At 42.2% G+C, this 17,875-nt stretch carries 13 protein-coding genes and 1 tRNA gene; 5 read left to right on the top strand and 9 right to left on the bottom strand.

What is annotated here, in order from left to right; genetic code table 11:
* Positions 1-270: 270 nt before the first annotated feature.
* The 4 genes from DBT_RS07845 to DBT_RS07830 all read right to left on the bottom strand — a co-directional run bounded on the left by DBT_RS07845 (position 271) and on the right by DBT_RS07830 (position 3,237).
* Complete coding sequence (locus DBT_RS07845; RefSeq protein WP_067618816.1) at positions 271-768, bottom strand: hypothetical protein; 498 nt, start codon at positions 766-768, stop codon at positions 271-273.
* 891 nt (positions 769-1,659) lie between these two features.
* Positions 1,660-1,734: transfer RNA gene (locus tag DBT_RS07840), tRNA-Val, on the bottom strand.
* A 69-nt stretch (positions 1,735-1,803) separates the two neighbouring features.
* Positions 1,804-2,901, bottom strand: coding sequence for a hypothetical protein (locus tag DBT_RS07835; protein WP_067618813.1), 1,098 nt, complete (start codon positions 2,899-2,901; stop codon positions 1,804-1,806).
* Positions 2,902-2,913: 12 nt separating this feature from the next.
* A complete protein-coding gene (locus DBT_RS07830; protein ID WP_067618811.1) occupies positions 2,914-3,237 on the bottom strand; it encodes a hypothetical protein in 324 nt (107 codons plus the stop codon).
* A 60-nt stretch (positions 3,238-3,297) separates the two neighbouring features.
* Between DBT_RS07830 and pabB the strand changes: the two genes are divergently transcribed.
* Positions 3,298-5,202: an aminodeoxychorismate synthase component I gene (pabB, locus tag DBT_RS07825; protein WP_067618808.1), complete on the top strand. Its 1,905-nt coding sequence runs from the start codon at positions 3,298-3,300 to the stop codon at positions 5,200-5,202.
* 166 nt (positions 5,203-5,368) lie between these two features.
* Here the strand turns inward: pabB and DBT_RS07820 are convergent, their stop codons facing one another.
* Both DBT_RS07820 and DBT_RS07815 read right to left on the bottom strand, forming a co-directional pair.
* Positions 5,369-6,091: a metal-dependent hydrolase gene (locus tag DBT_RS07820; protein WP_083186708.1), complete on the bottom strand. Its 723-nt coding sequence runs from the start codon at positions 6,089-6,091 to the stop codon at positions 5,369-5,371.
* Positions 6,092-6,113: 22 nt separating this feature from the next.
* Positions 6,114-6,689 carry an HDIG domain-containing metalloprotein gene (locus tag DBT_RS07815; RefSeq protein WP_067618803.1) on the bottom strand — a complete coding sequence of 192 codons (576 nt, stop codon included), beginning with the start codon at positions 6,687-6,689 and terminating at the stop codon, positions 6,114-6,116.
* A 601-nt stretch (positions 6,690-7,290) separates the two neighbouring features.
* Between DBT_RS07815 and DBT_RS07810 the strand changes: the two genes are divergently transcribed.
* Positions 7,291-10,017 carry a cation-translocating P-type ATPase gene (locus DBT_RS07810; RefSeq protein WP_067618801.1) on the top strand — a complete coding sequence of 909 codons (2,727 nt, stop codon included), beginning with the start codon at positions 7,291-7,293 and terminating at the stop codon, positions 10,015-10,017.
* Between the two features lie 368 nt (positions 10,018-10,385).
* Here the strand turns inward: DBT_RS07810 and DBT_RS07805 are convergent, their stop codons facing one another.
* The gene (locus DBT_RS07805) at positions 10,386-10,895 is read right to left on the bottom strand and encodes a hypothetical protein (protein WP_067618798.1); all 510 of its coding nucleotides are present in this window, start codon (positions 10,893-10,895) and stop codon (positions 10,386-10,388) included.
* Between the two features lie 343 nt (positions 10,896-11,238).
* On the opposite strand from DBT_RS07805, the gene DBT_RS07800 reads away from it, so the two are divergent.
* Entirely contained in the window at positions 11,239-12,348 is a 1,110-nt protein-coding gene (locus DBT_RS07800) for a DEAD/DEAH box helicase (RefSeq protein WP_067618794.1), read from the top strand.
* Positions 12,349-12,448: 100 nt separating this feature from the next.
* On the opposite strand, the gene DBT_RS07795 is transcribed toward DBT_RS07800, so the two are convergent.
* Positions 12,449-14,083 (bottom strand): multiheme c-type cytochrome, encoded by a 1,635-nt coding sequence (locus DBT_RS07795; protein ID WP_067618791.1) that lies wholly within the window; start codon positions 14,081-14,083, stop codon positions 12,449-12,451.
* A 230-nt stretch (positions 14,084-14,313) separates the two neighbouring features.
* Between DBT_RS07795 and DBT_RS07790 the strand changes: the two genes are divergently transcribed.
* Entirely contained in the window at positions 14,314-15,216 is a 903-nt protein-coding gene (locus tag DBT_RS07790; RefSeq protein WP_067618789.1) for an AEC family transporter, read from the top strand.
* Positions 15,217-15,357: 141 nt separating this feature from the next.
* Here DBT_RS07790 and DBT_RS07785 read toward each other — a convergent pair whose 3' ends face one another.
* Positions 15,358-16,068, bottom strand: a complete 711-nt coding sequence (locus DBT_RS07785; RefSeq protein ID WP_067618787.1) for a YwaF family protein — start codon at positions 16,066-16,068, stop codon at positions 15,358-15,360.
* Between the two features lie 893 nt (positions 16,069-16,961).
* On the opposite strand from DBT_RS07785, the gene DBT_RS07780 reads away from it, so the two are divergent.
* Complete coding sequence (locus tag DBT_RS07780) at positions 16,962-17,681, top strand: phosphoribosyltransferase (protein ID WP_067618784.1); 720 nt, start codon at positions 16,962-16,964, stop codon at positions 17,679-17,681.
* Positions 17,682-17,875 lie beyond the last annotated feature (194 nt).

Raw genomic sequence — 17,875 nt, 5'->3', positions numbered from 1 at the left:
AATGAGTACTAAGGCCTTGAAAAGGCAGCATGAGTGAATAACGCTCTATGCTGCGGAATTCAAGGACAAGCTATTAAGGAGTTCTCTAACTGGCCGATAAAGTATGGCAGTACCGATCCCATCCCTATGGTTTAGGACCGAAGCATAGTATCATTGCTAGTTTGGAACCAACTCAGCTGCCGACTTGAAAGAGAGACATTTTTGTAAACTCTGTATCCCTCTCAGGAGAGGGTTGACATATGACATATTTCGCCTAAAGGTACACAATTGTTAGAGCCTTTCGCTAATCTTCTCCCACTGATCTTCAAATACAGCAAGTTGTTCAGGAGTTACAGCGCAATGTAACGATTTGTAGTTTCTGGGCCTCACGCCATCCTTGGAAGCGAGCCATGTGCTGTAGCTGGATATAACGACATCTTGAAGTTCGTCCCATTCAAGAATAAAAAAGCGATCCTTTCCATATATAGTAGCAAGGACAAATACAAACAGAAGGTTGGGGACTCGTGGGGCAATTTTGGAACCAAGTATCTGTTTCTTGCCTTGGAATCGAACTTCAACAAACTTGTCCACAGACAGTTGCCACGACCCCTTGCGGATTGTTTTAACTTGAATCGGAATTGAATTTCCCTTAGCATCGGCAGCTATAATGTCGAAGTCGGGTACGTTGCCGGAAAAAGTTGCAACAAGCAAGCCCCTTCTGGCAAGTTCACTTGCAACAAGATACTCACCGATTTGTTTGTTGAGTTGAACGCTACGTCCTGTTGCCATAGGTTTAGTCTCTTACGATAAAGCTCATATATTTTTTATGTATACTACAAAATTCAGTTTCCGCTATGGAACGCATCGGAAAAGCAGTTACCTGCAGCGCTTGTTAGAATTATGTGTTTTTATATTTTTTTAGAGATATTTCTTTTTTGAAAAGTCATATAATATTTCCATAGCTATATAATATATGATTTAATTGAATTTCTTATGCTAATAATATTTTAAATGTCAATATGTTATCTTATTAATTTTTTCTCCCTAGTAGGATGTTAGATGATTTTAAGATGAGAAATGTATCGGGAATTTCTATATAATACTTTTCTATGACCTGCTTGTAGTTGATAGTCTATTTTTAATGGACTGGGCAAAGAGGGCACTTCGTAGATTGCCAAGGCACTGGACAATTTTTTACGCAGGACAAGCATTTATTAAGTAAGGATTATAAAAGGCCAATTAGCTTGAATTGGGAGCATTCTCGGTTTGTACTAGATACAGGTGTTACCCGTATATTATAAGGCTTCTCAAGCAAAGACTTTATTTAGTGTAGGCGGAATAGGGCTGTGCTCCAATAAGGAACGGTTTGGCCGAGTCCGCCATTTGGAGCGAAAAAGGCCCGAAGCCCCGTAGGGGCTGAGGGTGAGTGCATGGATGCACTCACCGACCTTCACGGCATGGATGCCGTGTAGGTCGGCCAAGCGAAAAATGGCGGAAAAATGAGGCCATGTTCCGTTTGGAGTACAGCCCTTCACCCTTCATCAACGCCACAGATGGTCATTCCTATAGAAATTGGGACAAATTGGGGGAAAACTCCCAATGAATTTATCTGTGCTCTAAAATCTCTTCATCTAGAAATAAAAAAAGGAGTACTTTAAAGTACTCCTTTGAATTATCGAGTGGTGGGCGGTACTGGGATCGAACCAGTGACTTCCACCGTGTGAAGGTGGCACTCTCCCGCTGAGTTAACCGCCCTGACTGTTATGTACACATTGATTATTAGCCTAAATCAAGTAGGTTTTCAAGTATAGATTTTCTTTGAATCTACCCAAGATTCCCTACATCGTTCCCCCTAACAAACTTCCGCATCTTTTCACTTTGGCTAATTATTGAGTTGAGGTTCTCAGGACTGGTGTAAAAGAGGCTTATTTGATCTTTATATTTATCAAGTAAATCCAAAAGGTTTTTTTCCAGGCCAAGGTCATCAAGTCTATTTAAAAGGTTAGTGCCGCTAAGCCCATCCTTTGCCTCGTGAAAGGCCGACCTTACGGAATCAGCGCCCTGTTTGACAAAGGCCTTAATGATGGCATGTAGGGCCAGTGATGAAGGCGATATGAGGGCAAACTCTGCTGCTTTTACTGCATAGGAATTTCCGTTGAAGGATATGGTGATTCCGTTGTGTTCCCTTACAAGCCTAAATGCCTCTACATCCGTAATACTGTCTCCACCATAGAGTGAATCTTGAATTGAAGTCTGAGTCCTTCTTGAGGCATCTTCCACCCCTGAAGCTTTTTCAGGCCCGCCAATAGGGTTAACGTCCTTAAATATTTTGCCTATTTCCATACTTGGGATATGGGCCCAAAATATTTCCTCAAGGCGTCGAAATATGGCCTGGTCTTCTTTACCAAGGTCATCAGCCCTTTTAGCATCGTCTGGCCAGGTGAGCTGTGGCATATTTGCTATCTCTTGGGCCATGTCCCGGAGGTTTTTTGCATCATTTTCAGATATGTCGTAAGCGTCAATGTCGACTTCTGTACAGTAAATATGTTCCAATGGAAACCCCGTTTCATTGGAAAGCGCCTCTAAATAAGGTTTATAGCTGGTGCTGATGATAAACGAAGGCACCATTGAGTTTAATTCTCTTAGCATATCAGATGCATCAGGGACAAAAGCAAGGGTCTTTTCAGAAAAGTTCTTCATGTGTTCGTTGGTGATCTCATAGGCCTTAAAAAAAGGCAAGATGAGCTTTAGAGTGTCTCCTGCCTTGTAGCCAGGCCTTTTCAACACGTCTGCCAAGAAGTCATCATATTTGCTTACGTTGGAAAAAAAACTGTCTCCGTTTGGAATAAACTCTTTTGCAAGCTCAAAGGCATTGTCGTTTAACGTGATTGGGCCTTCACAGTCCAGGGCGACAAAAGACATGATTTTCCTCTCCTAAGATAATTCTGATAACAGGGAGTCAATAAAGCGAAACATAAAAAGTCTCTGATTCCAAGTTGCGTAGGAGATACAGCCACAGTGGAGATTCGTCCGCGAACGCACAAGCTCCTCAAATTTGACCCAAGAATCACCCACTTCAATGGCAAATGAAAATGGCTGACAGGCCTTGTGTTCAAATTGTGTGGAGCTAAGAAGGTCTTCTGGAAGGTTTAGCCAAAAGATATTTTCTGTTCCCCCTTGCTCAAGCCTGTCTTTGAGGATACGTTTTATCTTATCGACTTCTTCTTTTTTTAGGTCATCAATTAAATACTGTCTCATGCGTAAAGAAAACCAAAAAATGCCGATAATTTCAAGGTGGAATCCTTTGAGAGCGAGAAAATGAAATACATAACAGGAAGGGCACTTCCATATGACTTTTCAGATACGCTCAGGACCTTGGCCCAAGGTGACAGGCCATTCGTACTCCTAGAAACTGGTCTTGTGCGAGGGATAGATTTTAAGAGCTACCTCTTTGAGAACCCCATTGAGGAACTCATCATAGAGACCGAGGACGATATACAAGATTTTTTTCAATCAGCCCAAGATTTTATAGAAAATGGACTCTATCTGGCCGGTTGGTTTTCTTACGAGCTTGGCTACCTATTGGAAGATAAGTTAAAGAGATTTTTCCCTAAGAAATCCCTTCGTTATCCACTTGCGTGGCTTGGGGTCTTTAAGCAGCCAAAGGTATTTGAGCACTCTGAAAAAGGGCCATGGAGTGTCTCCAGTGTTAAGGATTTGAAGGATGAGATCAGTAGCTTAGAGATTGATACCGCCCTCGGCGAATATGTGGAATCAATAACCAAGATTAAGGAATTCATTCGTTCCGGGGATACCTATCAGGTCAACTACACAGTAAGAGGAAGATTTTCGTATTCAGGTGATCCCATTGATCTCTATGAGAATCTCAGAGTAAAACAGCCTGTCCCCTATGGGGGAGTTATAAGATGGAAGGATCTTTGGATACTTACCCTTAGCCCAGAGCTTTTTTTCAGGATTGAGGACGGAAAAATTTCTTCTAAGCCAATGAAGGGTACTGTGAGAAGGGGGATGACCCTAGAGGAAGATGATGATCTTGCCTCTTGGCTCATGAACGATGAAAAAAACAGGGCTGAGAATGTGATGATCGTGGATCTACTCAGGAATGACATTGGAAGGGTGTGTGAAATAGGAAGTGTGAGCGTCCCCAAGCTATTTGAGGTTGAAAGATACGATACGCTTTTTCAGATGACCTCTACTGTAATGGGAAATCTCGATAAAAAAGCAGGTCTTTTGGACATCTTTAAGGCGATTTTTCCGTGTGGTTCTGTTACAGGGGCCCCAAAGATCAGGACTATGGAGATAATAGGTGAGCTCGAAAAGAGTCCCAGAGGTGTATATTGTGGCGCAATCGGATTTATGGGACCTGGGCCCAAGGCTGTGTTCAACGTAGCAATTCGTACCCTGACTCTACAAAAAAATATTGGAGAGATTGGAATCGGTAGCGGGGTAACTATGGATTCAGACCCTGAGGGCGAATACGATGAGACACTGCTAAAGATGGCCTTTTTAAAGAACTCCTTTGAAGACTTTTCCATATTTGAGACCATGAGGCTCGACCAGGATGGATCCATTTTTCTTTTAAAGGAGCACCTGGATCGTATGGAAAATAGCGCATTTTATTTTGGATTCCCCTTTGATAGACAAGAGATTTTAAAAAGAATTGAAGGAGAGATTCAAAGTATCCTACCCATCTCTAACTCTTTGATATTAAAGTGCGAACTCAAGAGGACTGGTGAAATACGGTTTTCCACGAGACCACTGGAGCACCAATTGGACCAGATAAGGGTCTGCATTTCAGATGTAAGGATTGATCCTAAAAATCGCTTTTTGTATCACAAGACCACAAAGAGGGATCTTTACGACCGGGAACTGAAAAGAGCCAGAGAAAGAGGGTTCTGGGACTGCATTTTTATAAATGAAAGCGGAGAGGTGACCGAGGGTGCCGTAACAAATGTGTTTGTGGAAAAAGACGATAGCCTAATCACTCCTCCCATAAGTGCAGGACTCCTTGCAGGTATCCTTAGAGGGAAACTTATTGAGGAGGGGAGGGCAAGAGTAGGGCGCCTTACCCTCCACGATCTCAAAAATTTCCCTGTCTATTTGGGTAATTCTGTCAGGGGGCTTTTAAGGGCATTCATCCCAGATCATGCGGCTCGCAAGTTTGCCGAAGATGCGAGGCAGAGGGCATATAGACGTACTTAGCTACTTCAAGTGCCCGACAACAAAGATACATCGGCAAAATTGCGAGCCCCTTTCGGCTTCAAATGCCTGAGATTTGACTGACTGATAAAGCTTTACCTTGTGGGTAAAGGCATCAGCTAAAAAAAGATGCAGCTAGCTATTGAATTATTTAGAAAAAATCCTTTTCTCAGGCATTTGAAGTGCATAATCTGGGTTCATAGATCTGGCCAGGTGCAAGTCCCACGACCTCCACTTCTTGACCCAGTTTTTTAATGGCCTCTTCAAATTCCTCCACGGTTCCAGTCAAGACCGGAAACGAGCCATAGTGCATTGGGATCACGGCCTTGGGCTTAATGAGTTTTACGGCGTAGGCAGCCTCGTTGGGCCCCATGACGTAGTGGTTTCCAATGGGAAGAATGGCTATTTGAGGTGAGTATAGCTCACCAATAAGGGCCATATCTCCAAAAAGGCCTGTATCTCCAGCATGATATATTGAAGTGCCGTCTTCAAGCCTTATAACGAAGCCTGCTGCGTCTCCGCCGTAAATAATTTCATTTCCCTCTTGGAAACTGGAACTGTGAATGGCCTGCACCATTGTGATGGAAATTCCTTTTGTTGAATATGTCCCCCCAATGTTCATGCCAGTAACATTGGGTACACCCTTTGTGAGTAGATATTGCTGAATCTCATGGATGGCGATCACCTCTGTCTTGGAAGACGAGCCCAAATTTACCGCATTCCCAAGGTGGTCACCATGGGCGTGGGTGATTAGGAGGAGGTCTGGAGTTGGGATGTCAACATCTTTTGGTGCCTGGGGATTATCAAGCCAAGGATCTATTAGGATAGATTTTTCACCGCTGGTCTGGATCAAGAACGCTGAATGACCAAGAAACTGGATTTTATTTCCCATTTTTCCCTCCATTTTGTGATTTTCAACTCTCGCAAAGTCGTCTTACATCCCACAAGTGCTCAATCAGGGCACCTGGCGAGAAGTCCAATTGGCTAAAAATTTTACGTTCTAGCTCCCTTGTTTCAAGTAGCCTTTTTTTAAGAAAACTGATTGTTTTTTCATCTGTTCCATATCGTTCAATGAGATCTCGAAATCTCTCGTCAACTGAAACCACATCTGCGTGCTTGACGCGATTGTCTGCATAATAACAGATGTGAACCTCCTTGATTACGGAAAAATCCCTGTTTTCAGGGTCCAATCTATAGTGTTGTCTTACTATGTGAGCAACCTCGGAAAGCCCCAGACCCTTTAAATACTTGAAGGCCTCAATTGCGTGATCACAGTCCAGTTCTATGCATTCCATTTTTTTTATGTCGTGTAAAAGGCAAGAGACAAGGACCAAGTCTTTTTTGAGGTCGAGGTCCTTGATTTTCTTTAATGCCATAAAAATAGAATACCCAACATTGGCAACCATTGTGGAGTGGGCAATTATGTGTTTGGGAACCTGATTTTTTTCTAAGAGTTCAAAACACTCTTGTACAGTCGGAAGGTATTTCATAAGGCTTTTTTACTTTGAAACATGGAGCAAGACAACTAGAAATTGGGGCAAACTGGAAAGGCTCCCATAAAAAATCCATATTTGTGGACCTATTGGATGATTCCCAGCGCAAAAACAGTTCCTAATTTAAAATAGATATATACAATTGTTGTAAGGGATATTAGACTAACAATAAAAGAAATAGTTAACTATTTCTTTTAACTGTTTAAATGTTTTTATAAAATTAAATTAATCGTAAACTAAATCAAGAGAACTCATAATATTTATAAAGCAAATTTATAGACTGGATTGCTTGACTAATTATAATTAAAAAAGATTATAAACCCAAATTATGCACTGCGAAAAAGGGCAAAAATGTTTTTTCTTTTTTACATCAAACAATTGCCTTATTGTAACCTATTACTGAATATTCACCTTTTTGGTGAGGCAATATTCATGCTGTTTTTGCCTCCTTTCGCAGCCCTTTGGGATTGGCGATTTTGCCCAATCTTCTTTGTTGCTCGGGGCTCGAAGTACCTAAGTACGTCTTCGCCCCTCGCGCCTCGAATCTTGGGCAAAATCGCCAATTGCATAATTTAGGATAAAAATACAGGGAAATTATGTGACACGCCTAACGGGATATAAATGGCATAGTCTTTCAGCAGAGCAGGTAGTTGATCTCCTTGAGACAGATCCAGACAAGGGATTAACTACAGAAGAAGTCAAAAGACGCCTCGAATCCTTTGGTCCCAATGTGATTACCAAGAAAAAGGGAAGGGGACCATTGATGCGCTTTTTACTTCAATTTAATCAGCCACTTATCTATATTCTACTAATCTCTAGTATTGTAACGGCGTTGCTCAGGGAATGGGTGGATTCAGGGGTCATCTTTGGAGTGGTATTGGTCAATGCAATTATAGGTTATTTACAGGAAGCAAAGGCCGTGAGTGCCCTTTCGGCCCTGGCCAAGACCATGACTACAAGGGCAATGGTTATAAGAGACGGGCAAAAAAAAGAGGTTCCATCAACTGAGGTGGTGCCAGGTGATGTGGTATTGCTGTCGAGTGGCGATAAGGTGCCAGCTGATATCAGACTGTATGGGGTTCGTGATCTTAGGATTGATGAATCGGCCTTAACAGGGGAATCATTGTCAGTTGAAAAGAGCGCAGACCCAGTACCAGCAGACACATTGTTGGCTGATAGGAAAAACATGGCCTATGCAACCACGCTTGTCACCTACGGGCGCGGACTAGGGGTTGTGACTGCAACAGGAGATCACACTGAGGTGGGGCGTATCTCCGAGCTTATAAGCACTGCAGAAGAGTTGGAGACACCTCTTACTCGAAAGATTAGTGAGTTTAGTAAGATACTTCTCTATGTAATCTTGGGCCTTGCCGCAATGGTGGTGGCGGTAGGTATGCTACGAGGCAAACCGTTCTTAGATATGTTTATGGCAGCTGTAGCATTGGCTGTTGGTGCCATTCCTGAAGGATTGCCAGCTGCTGTTACCATAACTCTTGCCATTGGAGTCTCTAGAATGGCCAAAAGACGGGCCATTATTCGTAAACTTCCAGCAGTTGAGACCCTGGGATCAACTACGGTTATTTGTTCTGACAAGACCGGCACTCTTACCCAAAACCAGATGACAGTCCAGGAAATTCTGGCAGGTGGAGTTTGGTATGAGGTGTCTGGCTCTGGGTATAATCCGTTTTCAGGCAAGATTTTAAAGGAAGGAGAGAAAATTGAGCTGGACAACTATCCTGAGCTCAAATTATGCCTTTTGGCAGGGGCATTGTGTAATGACAGTGTGCTTAAAAATGACGGCGAAAACTGGGAGGTCCAGGGAGATCCCACTGAAGGCGCACTACTTGTTGCTGCCATCAAGGGTGGATTGGACCTTGAACAAATAAAGAGATTTTACCCTCGTCTTGATACTATACCATTTGAATCTGAATTTCAGTACATGGCAACTCTCCATGATACCTATGACAGGGAAAAACGACTGGTCTTTGTCAAGGGATCAGTAGAGGCCATTACCCACAGGTGCAGTGTTCAGCTCAGTGCAAATGGGGAGTTTAGCGAGCTCAAAAAAGACGACATTGCCAAAAGGGTCCATTTAATGGCAGAGCAGGGGCTTAGGGTGCTTGCCTTTGCCATAAAGGAGATGCCTGGAAATTTATCGAGCATCACCCATGAGGATGTCAGCTCAGGACTCATTTTTTTGGGGCTTGTGGCCATGCTGGACCCGCCTCGGGTTGAGGCAATAGAGGCAGTGAATCACTGCAAGGCCGCAGGTATTAAGGTGAAAATGATAACTGGCGACCATGCAGCCACTGCCACGGCTATAGCCAGGAAATTAGGGCTCTATGACCCAGGAGTAAGTGATGAGATTGCAACAAAGGTCTTAACAGGCAAGGACCTTGAGACAATGACGAATAAAGAACTGTCTGACCAGGTAGATAAGACAGTGGTGTTTGCAAGGGTTGCCCCTGAACAAAAGTTAAGGTTAGTCGAGGCCTTACAGTCAAAAGGAAATGTTGTTGCCATGACTGGAGATGGAGTAAATGATGCTCCCGCCCTAAAGAGGGCCGATATTGGAATCGCCATGGGTATTACAGGAACTGAGGTCTCTAAGGAAGCTGCAGATATGGTACTTACTGACGACAACTTTAAGTCAATAGTAGCAGCCGTTGAAGAGGGAAGGGGAGTGTTTGACAATCTAACGAAATTTATTGTCTGGACCCTTCCAACCAATATCGGAGAAGGCCTGGTTATACTGGCGGCGATTTTGCTCGGCGTGACATTGCCAATACTACCTGTCCAGATTCTTTGGATAAACATGACTACTGCTGGTTTTTTGGGACTGATGCTAGCCTTTGAACCAAAAGAACTTGATATTATGAGAAGACCTCCGCGCGATCCCAGAATCCCTATTCTCACAAGGTCCCTTGCGACGCGAATATTACTGGTTGGAGGATTGCTACTTATTGTGGCTTTTGGACTATTTAAATGGGAACTGACCCACGGCTCATCTCTTGCCCAGGCACGGACAGTGGCAGTTAACGTATTTGTAATGGTAGAGTTATGCTATCTTTTCAACTGCCGTTCATTGACGAAATCTGTCTTTCACCTTGGATTTTTCTCAAACCCGTGGGTCTTTGGAGGAACCACGGCAATGTTGCTGCTTCAGCTTGTTTATACATATTTTGGCCCCATGAATTTGGTTTTTCAAAGCCAACCTATTTCTATTGAATCGTGGGCCAGGATATTCGCAGTGGGTATCATGTCTTTCTTTATAGTCGAGATTGAAAAATGGATCAATTCATTAAAATCCAATGGTAGCCATTGACCCAAGCTTTCATGACAAACGAATTCGTCATTCCCGTATAAAAGTGTTGAGTTTTGAGCAGTTTTAAAAGTGTTGAGTTTTGAGTGTTGAGTTTTGAGTTGAAGGAAAAGGACTTTAGAAGTGTTGAGTGTTGAGTTTTGAGTGTTGAGTTGAAGGAAGAGAACTTTGAACCTTGAACTTTTTATGACAACTTCGCCCTCCAGCCTCTGGCTTTAGTACAGGCAGTGCTTGCTTCTTCCTTCTACCTTCTGCCTTCTACCTGTTATATTAGGCGAATTATCCCAACGGGTATTTTCGGATAAAATTATGCAGCTCAAATGTCTTAGAAAGGGATTTTTTAATGAGTTTGCCTTGTCAGGTACAAAAAATCAGGGAAAAATAAAAGTAAGATATACCTTTCCATTAGTAACGGGCAATTTAACTTCTAATCTTTGACTCTTATGAATTATTTTGTATCCATTTTGAGTTTTTATCGCTTCGAGAATTTCCAGTTCTTTCAGGTTAAATGTTTTTTTCCCTTTTGGGGTGGCAAAAACTAAACGATCTCTTTTTTGATAGAAAAATGGTATTTTCACTTCTTGATTGTATTTTAAAAATGATCCACTTTTTTTCTGAAAAACCAAGTAAAGCACATACACGTTTTGGCCAAATGGCCTTATTTTCCATGTCTTTAATTTATATTTCCCGTCTGCAAATCCTCCAATGAGATCAAATTTGGCCCAGCCTTTTTCAATTCTAAAATCAATTGTGGAGAGAGAATTTATCTCCTCCCTAAAATATTGATGATACGAGTTAGGGGCTTCTGCCTTGGCACCGGAAGAAATAAAAAGGAAAAAGACATTCAGGAACAAAGTTAAAAAAAAAGACCGTGTAATCATATTAAAATCCCGCCTAAAGTAAAAGATAGTATTTTAGACTTTAAAGATTCATAAAATAAGTAAAAGAGTACCATGCACAGAAAAATAAAAAAGGTCCATTGTCTGGACTATTGGCCATAGGATAAAATGTGACTCATCTAATTGAGACATACAAAGAAAAAGGTAGTAAAATATTATTTTTAGGTTAATATGACTCACCTTCAAATTTTCTGAGAGTTCACCCCTATAGGTTTACCCTATCTGGCCTGAATTTTTAGGAAAATTGGGGTCAGAAAGGGAACATCTCAAGATTAAGTCCCCTTTCAAAAAATATAGATTTTTATCTAAAAATAAGGAGAATTTTATGTCGTTTGAAAAAATGGGACTAAGCCGTGAACTTGTGCGTGCAACTAAAGCATGCGGATTTGAAGCACCTATGCCGGTTCAAGAGGCAGTGATACCTCATGCACTACTTGGCAAAGACATAGCTGCATCAGCCCGGACAGGAAGTGGAAAGACCGCTTCCTTTGTGTTGCCTATGCTTCAAAGAATACAGTCATCAGACAAAAAAGTCAGAGCAGGAAAGGCTAGGGCGCTAATTTTGGCTCCAACTAGGGAGCTTGCCATGCAGATTGCTGCAGAGATCGAGAAATTCGGAAAATTTATCTCACCTTCAGTGGTGACGGTTGTGGGTGGAGAGGCCTATGGACCTCAGATAAAGAAATTACAAAGAGGAGTGGACATTATAGTGGCTACTCCTGGAAGATTGATTGATCTACTAAAACAGAGGAAAGTAGATCTGAGCGATGTGTCCATATTTGTAATGGATGAGGCAGATCGGTTGCTTTCAATGGGATTTTTAGATGAAGTGATGACTATATCTTCTAAACTCCCAGACAAGGCTCAAAAACTACTCTTTTCTGCCACTCTTCAAGGGAGTGTGGACAAGGTAATCAGAAATATCCTAAAAGAGCCGATTAGAATAACTTTGACGTCCAACAGCGAAATACATACCTCAATCAAACAAAAGGTGTTTCATGCACACAATGTTGGGGAAAAGACAGATATGCTAACACGCATATTAAAATCCGAGGACCTAAAAAAGGTGCTCATTTTTACGGCTACAAAAAGGAGCGCTAAGAGCCTGGCCGAAAGACTCAATTCCCTCGGATATCGGACTGGTTCACTACACGGCGACATGAGTCAGCCTGCCAGAAGGAGGGCAATTGATTCTCTGAGAAGGGGTAGAATCAAGCTCATGGTGGCCACTGATGTGGCTGCCAGGGGCCTTGATATACTTGATATAAGTCACGTAATAAACTTTGATCTTCCAATGGTAGCAGAAGATTATATACACAGGATCGGTCGCACAGGGAGGGCTGGTTCTAAAGGAACCGCCATATCTTTTGTTGGTCCGCAGGATAGAAAGAAACTGTCTCAGATAGAGAGACTAACAGGTAGAAAGATCTCATAGCGTACAGTCTCTATTTGATCTAAAGAGTGAACAAAAGGCCAATTTTAAATTGGCCTTTTGTTTTTGGCGTTTTGTGAAGAGGCTGTAGGGCTATGGCCAATTAGTCGTCATCATCACCTATTTTTGCCTTCTTCTCCCCGTGATCAGACTCTGATGTTTTTGAACCATTTGCGCCTAATCCGTGGGGGCCCTCGTCTCCATCAGGTACTGATGTATGACATGCAAGACAGCTCACACTCCCGAGAGGTCCTGTGCCGCCCTGGAGGGTTATGGCCTGCTGGTTGTCGCGATCGAGTTTTGATGGCCACCATGCATGTGGCTCATAGTGACAGGTCTCGCAGTATACGCCGTGATGGCCCTTGGCATTTCTGTAAAGCTCATTACCTGTATCAATCTCAGAACCTTGGTGACATTGACTACATTTTGGCTCTTCAAGCCATGGAGTCCTACCGTTTCTGAGACCTTGGGCCATTTGTTCGAGGGTCCCATGGCAGTTTTCACAGGTCTGCATGCCTTCAATGTCTGTCCTCAGGCACTGGGTCTGTGGGCCAGGGTGACAGTCGTAACAGGTGGGTTGTGGACTGACTCCTGCGTGTTTGCCGTGAGTAGCCAATGACAAGTTTGGTATGCCACTTACTCCTTTGGCGTTAAGGGCAGGGTCTGCATGGCAGTCCTGACAAAGTACAGGGGTGTTTGTGGCAAGGCTTGTCCCTTCTTTTTGATCATGTAGTTTGAGGATAGTAGTCATAGTGTCTGAACCGCCTGTTCCACCATGACATTTTTGGCAATTCATTTCGTAAGAGATAGGAATGACTGTCTGAGTAGATGCTAGAACCTGTCCTGTAGCAGCGTCTTTTGCCACAACCTCTGCAAGGGGGTAAGGGTTGAAGCTGCCATCGTCGTTAAAGGGTGTAACAGGAATACCCTCTGCAAAGAATCTGTCTCCTCGAAGCTCCATTTGACCTTGTAGGCTATTACCTGTAAGTCCGGTACAAAATGGAATATCTTTCCCAAAAAGATCAAAGACATAATCCCAGAAGTTTGAGCCCTGGCATGTTGTATTTTCGAGGAGCCTGTATTCAAGTGTAACACCATTGCTGATGATCTCTGGATCTTCGCCCCTTTTTATGACCTGAGCAACAAGCGTGTTATATGGTGGGAGTAGAGAAAGGATTGAATGATCCTGATTCATACAATGCATTCCAAGGTCATTGTATGCAACCACAATGTAATCCTCAGTAGTTGGACTGAGATGAACGGAACTATTGCTGCTGTTTTGGCTATTGGTATCATTGCCCTCCGTTCCTCCACAAACATTTGAGGCGGCCACGGGAGTTACTTTTCCAATCTCCAAAAAAGTTTCTTCTTTTGCTGGAAGTATATTAAGATCAACAGAAAAGGCACTTACTGAGGGATCACCATTGTTTTGTTGTACCCTTAGCTCTGGTATGTGCAGTACCATAGCATCGAAATCCACAAAGGGGACTACTGAGGCCTCGAGTGCAGATGTTGGAACAGATGCGCCTACATCCTCCACTTCTTCTAAGATTAGCCTATTTTTATCATCGATGCTGATTACGACGTGGTAGCACTGGCTCATAAAGTCAATACAGGGTATGTCCACCACTTTTGTTTCAGGTTCAAAGGCTGGGTATTCATATTCGCAGATCGAGGCATGGACATAAGAACCTAACCAAATAAGCCCCAGAAAGGCCATCAAAAAAGATCGTTTCATATATTCCTCCAGAAAAGGGATTTTTTTAAGTTACTTAAATTTTATGCTTCAAAATTAAAAGAGACAATAAAAAAGACAAAAAAATCACATTCTCTGCGTTCAAAATACGTTGTTAAAAGTACTATTGCGTTGAGAGTCTCAAATATGGGGGAAAAAGATGCCTGAAATCTCTTTTAAAATGATTTATAATCCCTCGGCTTGCAGTAAGATTATTGGGGGATAAATAAAGCATGGATACTTTTATAATCACCATTTCATATCTCCTTCTTGGAATAATTTTGAGGCGTATTAGGGGCATTCCAGACAATTTTTCAAACTGCCTGAATCTTTTCGTCATATATGTTTCTCTTCCCGCTCTAGTACTCCTTAAGGTACCTCAGATGGGGTTTGGCAATCATCTGCTCTTCGTGATCGTCCTTCCGTGGGTCATGGTGGCATTTTCGGCAGTTGCTGTTTTGTTTTTTGCTAAAATATTTAGGTGGCAGAGGACAATTACTGGGTGTCTTCTTTTAATGGTACCCCTTGGCAATACGTCTTTTTTAGGAATCCCCATGGTCAGGGCCTTTTTGGGTGAAGCTGCAATAGCCTATGCAATGATTTACGACCAGCTTGGATCATTTTTGGCCTTGTCCACATATGGGTCTTTTGTACTTGCATTGTTCAGTAAGTCAGACGGAGTAAAGCCTGGCATCAAGGATATTGTATTGAAAATTGCTACCTTTCCACCTTTCATAGCCCTTGTCTTTGCCTTTTTAGCTAGGGGGGTGAGCTATCCAGGCCCGGTCACTGAACTCCTTTCAAGCCTTGGGGGAACACTTGTTCCAGTTGTCATGATTGCCGTGGGCTATCAACTTAGTCTCAGACTTGAACCAGGGACCTTCCAGCCGCTTCTCACAGGCCTTGGAGTTAAATTGGGGCTAGCTCCCTTGGCGGCATTGATGCTGGTAAAGGCATTGGGGCTTGAGGGAGAGGCAGTAAAGGTTGCGGTTTTTGAGGCTGGCATGCCACCTATGGTATCTGCCGGCGCTCTGGCAATAATGGCAGGGCTATCTCCCCGTCTTACAGCGGCACTGGTAGGGCTTGGGATATTTTTAAGTTTTGTAACCCTTCCTGTGCTGTTTCAATTTTTGTGAACCAATTGATGAAGCCAGATTATGCAGCTTGGAAGTTTGCCGAAGATCCAAGGGGGAGGGTACGCAGACGAACTTAGCCACTTCAACTGCTTGACAATGCAACAGATTAATCTTTCATAATAGGCTATCCTTTAAGGAATATTAATAATTACTATAATATTTTTTATATTTTTTTATTAACATTGGATAAATATACCATGGTATAGTTATTAAAAACTGAAAGAAGATAATTAACAAATACATCCATAATACTCTTAAGGGCCAGGGGCCTAGAAGATCAATAGGAGTAGGGATATTGGGCTTAATATTTCCAATATATGCATAATTCCATTTAAATAAATAATTTATTGGAAATAAAATACATATATAAATCGTACCTACGAGAATGCTTATAAAAAGATCATAAAACTTTGGGCGATAATTTCTTATTATGATATCGTATAGAGAGCACGATAGTATGCCAATATGTAAAAACCAGAAAAACCAAAATCTCAATCTCCTAGGGTCTTGATCACCTATAGGAAAAAAGAATGCTTGGAGTGAAAAGGTAAATGCCCAGTAGTAAAGAATTGCTCTGGGCATTTTTGAGGGATGAATAATTGCTATTGCAGAAAAAAATGCTGTAATATCACACAAGTGAAGTGGTAAGCTTGTTGCCCAATCAAAGTTTCCTGGTAAAAAAGAATATATATCATAACATAACCATATTGTGATTACACCTATTCCAATTTTTTTATCATAACTAGATAGTTGCCCGTCCTCTATTGATTTTTTCCCTTTTTCAAGGACTAAGTAAATAATAACACATGAAATTATCAGCATTAAAATGTGAATATTTGTAGTGATTTCCATATAAAGTCAGCCATTATGGATCAGATATTTTTTGTATAAAAAAAGATATAATAATCCTAAATTAGGGTAGGATATATTTGTTATATAATAGTCAAGGAAAAGGAAAGGATTATATATCAATATAGACCAGAAAATCGCTAGAGTAAAACTAGAAATATTATCCCGATTATCTGGGATGCCTGGTGTGACGATAAAATAAGTAATCAAAATTATAAAATGCACAACCAAAAAAATCTAAAGATAAGTCAGTCAATACTGATGTTAACGAACTTTGTTGTGTCAAGTTAGATAATATCAAAACAACTAAAGCCCTACCATTTTTAAACGAAACTCCCTGTTGGTATGAAATTATTCTTGTGAATGACAAAACACTGTGGCGCCAATGGAGCGTGAGGAATTGGTGTCAAATGCCCCTTCTTAGTAGCTTTGGCATGAGCTCATGGTCTGAAATTCCCATGCAGTTGAACCACTATCAAATATAAGCTTAGCATACACTGCTGGACAACAGCAAGGGCGACACTTTGAAGTGGGGACTCGAGGAAACCTGAATGCCAAACTTTGAGCCGAACTTCGACCATGCATAATTTGGGTTTATAAACTTCCTCAGGGTCTGGAGCGCATTTTTGGGGAGTTTTAATCAGAAAAAATAGTCTGATTTAAAAATTTCGTTGTATCCTTTTTCTATCCGTCTTATTATTATTTTTAATAACCCCGGATTATGCACTTCAAATGGCTAACAAGGATGGTCGGGTTCATTTTGTTGAAGTACCTAAGCATGTCTGCAGTCTTTTAGCCTTACATCTTTGTTTAGCCTCGTTTCTTTGGCAATCATGCGAACTGTATAATTTGGGATAACAGCTCCCAAGATCAGGGGGCATTGAAAGGACTCGCTTATGTCCGTCAAAATGCATGAGCTTATCAGGCTCAGAGACAAAAAATTCGTGTTTGAAGACAGGGAAGAGGCGGGAAAGGTACTTGCAGATATGTTGTCGCCCTTTTACCAGGAAAAATCGGATAGAGTGGTGGTGCTTGCCATACCTTCTGGCGGTGTACCTGTAGGTATCCAGATAGCTCTCGGTCTCTCCCTTCCGTTGGATCTCTTGATCGTCAGGAAAGTTCCGATTCCCGGAAATCCTGAAGCGGGCATCGGCGCACTAACCATTGATGGTGGACTCTATTTGAATGAACAACTCATTAGCTATCTTCACCTAACTCCAGAGGACGTAGAGGCTCAGATCCTCAAGGTGAAAGAGGAACTCAAGGAGAGGAACAGGGTTTTCAGACAGGGGAGGCCATCACCCGATGTAGCAGAGAAAACCGTGATCCTGGCAGACGATGGCCTTGCCTCAGGTTACACTATGCTAGCCAGCGTGGACACAGTTAGAAAAAAAGGTGCTGGGAAGGTAGTTGTGGCGGTTCCAACCTCCTCGGAACAGGCCAAGGTCCGGTTGGGGGAGCTGGCAGATGAGATCTACTGTCCCAATTTCAGGACCGAGCACTACTATGCCGTGGCCGAATCCTATAGAAACTGGTACGACCTGGATAGAAATGACGTCATACGATTGCTCTCTACCCTGCCAGAAAATATCTATCCAGGCCATGGTAATCATTGATCTCTTTTGTTGCCTTAATGGCCAATGGCATAAGCTCGTGATGGGCCTTAAGAGCTAGGAATAAAACAATAATCTGTTTTGATGCTCGTGGGACTATATGACTCCATGGGCTATGTTTCAAAAATTGTGCTTCAACTACAAACTATTTTCTTCGTGTTAAAGATATAATGAATCCATCAGGTATAGCCCCTAAG

Source organism: Dissulfuribacter thermophilus, assembly GCF_001687335.1.
Taxonomy (GTDB): Bacteria; Desulfobacterota; Dissulfuribacteria; order Dissulfuribacterales; family Dissulfuribacteraceae; genus Dissulfuribacter; species Dissulfuribacter thermophilus.
The sequence above is the reverse complement of the archived record's forward strand: the minus strand, read 5'-3'. Positions and strand labels throughout refer to the sequence as shown.

What these genes read in the sequence shown, in the direction of transcription:
- DBT_RS07845 (WP_067618816.1), bottom strand. Translation starts at nt 768, where the DNA reads ATGGCAACAGGACGTAGCGTTCAACTCAACAAACAAATCGGTGAGTAT.
- DBT_RS07835 (WP_067618813.1), bottom strand. Translation starts at nt 2,901, where the DNA reads ATGTCTTTTGTCGCCCTGGACTGTGAAGGCCCAATCACGTTAAACGAC.
- DBT_RS07830 (WP_067618811.1), bottom strand. Translation starts at nt 3,237, where the DNA reads ATGAGACAGTATTTAATTGATGACCTAAAAAAAGAAGAAGTCGATAAG.
- pabB (WP_067618808.1), top strand. Translation starts at nt 3,298, where the DNA reads ATGAAATACATAACAGGAAGGGCACTTCCATATGACTTTTCAGATACG.
- DBT_RS07820 (WP_083186708.1), bottom strand. Translation starts at nt 6,091, where the DNA reads ATGGGAAATAAAATCCAGTTTCTTGGTCATTCAGCGTTCTTGATCCAG.
- DBT_RS07815 (WP_067618803.1), bottom strand. Translation starts at nt 6,689, where the DNA reads ATGAAATACCTTCCGACTGTACAAGAGTGTTTTGAACTCTTAGAAAAA.
- DBT_RS07805 (WP_067618798.1), bottom strand. Translation starts at nt 10,895, where the DNA reads ATGATTACACGGTCTTTTTTTTTAACTTTGTTCCTGAATGTCTTTTTC.
- DBT_RS07800 (WP_067618794.1), top strand. Translation starts at nt 11,239, where the DNA reads ATGTCGTTTGAAAAAATGGGACTAAGCCGTGAACTTGTGCGTGCAACT.
- DBT_RS07795 (WP_067618791.1), bottom strand. Translation starts at nt 14,083, where the DNA reads ATGAAACGATCTTTTTTGATGGCCTTTCTGGGGCTTATTTGGTTAGGT.
- DBT_RS07790 (WP_067618789.1), top strand. Translation starts at nt 14,314, where the DNA reads ATGGATACTTTTATAATCACCATTTCATATCTCCTTCTTGGAATAATT.
- DBT_RS07785 (WP_067618787.1), bottom strand. Translation starts at nt 16,068, where the DNA reads ATGGAAATCACTACAAATATTCACATTTTAATGCTGATAATTTCATGT.
- DBT_RS07780 (WP_067618784.1), top strand. Translation starts at nt 16,962, where the DNA reads ATGTCCGTCAAAATGCATGAGCTTATCAGGCTCAGAGACAAAAAATTC.